Source organism: Clostridium sp. FS41 (genome assembly GCF_000954015.1).
GTDB lineage: Bacteria > Bacillota > Clostridia > Lachnospirales > Lachnospiraceae > Enterocloster > Enterocloster citroniae.
Genome location: NZ_JYHN01000019.1, coordinates 1 through 1,954, shown reverse-complemented (window position 1 = coordinate 1,954; position 1,954 = coordinate 1). Strand labels below are relative to the sequence as shown.

Below are 1,954 nucleotides of genomic sequence, written 5' to 3'. Positions count from 1 at the left end.
CGTCCCGGATACTCCTCTGATGGGCTGGGTTTGCCGCCAGTGTAGGGTTCCCATGCAGAAATGGGGTTATTACTAATCATATAGTCCCGATGATTAAAGTCCGCAAAATCACCTGCAAATGTCCTGCATCTAATGAATGCTGCCGTCTGTGGTACAAGCCTTTGATATATACCGGGTGATTCATCACACGAAACAAATCTCTTGTCTGAATCGTAATAACATATGCACAATGGTTTCTTAAAATATATTGTGCTTCCTTCAGTTACTGGTATATACTGCAACCAACGATATGTGATTTCTGAATCATTAGGATTTCCGGTCGCGTTTCCGAATGTTCCTAATTCATATGCTTCCGTATCCAGCAGCTGTGCCCCCGTACTCACCGTCCCTGTACTGATAATCGGCTGGGGATAATCTGGGCTGGGGGAGGGCTTGCCGCCGGTATAGGGTTCCCAGGGGAGGACTGTGGATCCGGTATTAAGCATGACCTGTGGCTCTGTGGTATAATCCGATGAGTCTTGTTTACGGAACGATATCCCCAGGAATCCATCCTGCGTTAATGTACAGGTATATCCGGCGCCGTCCGCAATACTGGTACTGCTATTGTTTAGTATCCCGTCAATGACTGTTTTTACGATCATTACTCCGCCAGGAACTGATAATGTATATGTGCCGGCCGGAAGACTAAGCCAGACTGTCCGGTAATTATTATCATTGGTTCTGGTTCCGTTAGCGTTTGTTAAAAAGCCCGGATATATATTGCTATCTTGTAACAGCTGCGCCCCGGTCGTACTCACCTGCTCAATTTCTCCGCTTATCCGCAGGTCAGGTATCGGCGCCTCCCACGCATCCCCCACCGTAACCCGCCCAGTGCCAGACGCGGAGCCGATCAGGGCATTGGCGTATTTAAGATCAGTCTCGCGCTTGTTATAGCCCACAAATGTCTCTTTTTGGCTCTCCACGTAGTCCTTGTTTTCCTGCAACGCCTTTGCGGATGCATCCGCAGACTGTGCTGCTGCCGTGGCTGATCCAGCAGCCGCAGTCTTGCTGGCCTGGGCGTCATTGGCGTATCCCTGGGCAGTGGATACCTTACCCTCCATCTGCGCCACGAATTGCTCATACCAGGACGGGTCCGGCTCCGGTATACCCCCGCCTATCTCCAGGCCGTCATGGATGGTGTATATTGCCGGCAGGGTTTTCCAAACGGTCCGGTCCCCTACACTATCTGTCCCGGTTGCATAGATCATCATCTGTATTGATCCGGGCTCCTGCGTTGCCTGTCCCGGTATCATCCAACACATCCTGACGTAATTCGCTGACCGGGAGACATTACAGGGTACGCCGTCACTGCCGCCGTAGACTGTCTGGTAGTGGATGTACAGGTTCTGCTTGGTCAGATCCATTGCATCATCATATCTGGGCAGCTGGAAGCCCACAAACTGGGCGTTCTGCTCACCCCGGACTGATACCTGGTCATTAAAGTCTGCAATACGCTTGTTTGTGACCGGGACATACTCCGGCTCCGCGTACATGGTGTAGGATGGATAGTTGTTATCCTTGGTCCATGTCTCATCCCCGGCTGCATAAGCCTGTCTTGTAAGGATCTCGTCTACTGTTGCCATGCCTGTCCACTCCCCCTTTCTTGTTTGATGGTGATCAGATTGGTGGTAATCCGCTGCCCGTTCTCCCGCTGGCCGACCACCCCTATTTTAAATTGATCACAGGGCGTTATCTCATCAGGTACAATGCAGACCCCATCCCTGATCAGTCTGCCAACCTCCGGGGATTGCAGATACGGGTAAAAAGCTGCCACCCGGACCGTGCCATCCCAATCGGGGCCGAACTCAAACGCTGTTTGCAGGTAACCGGATGTGCCTGCGATAATGTTGCTAAAATCACAGCCAGGAGCCCTCGTCAACTCCTGGCCGGATACTCTAAATCTTAGTGTCCTCAT

At 51.6% G+C, this 1,954-nt stretch carries 2 protein-coding genes; both read right to left on the bottom strand.

The genetic code is table 11. The annotated features are described in order from the left end of the window. On the bottom strand, nucleotides 1–1,622 hold a 1,622-nt coding region (locus CLFS41_RS30620; protein WP_347467376.1), incomplete at its 3' end, for a hypothetical protein. Then, on the bottom strand, nucleotides 1,610–1,954 hold a 345-nt coding region (locus CLFS41_RS02515), incomplete at its 5' end, for a hypothetical protein (RefSeq protein WP_045091354.1). The genes CLFS41_RS02515 and CLFS41_RS30620, both read right to left, overlap by 13 nt.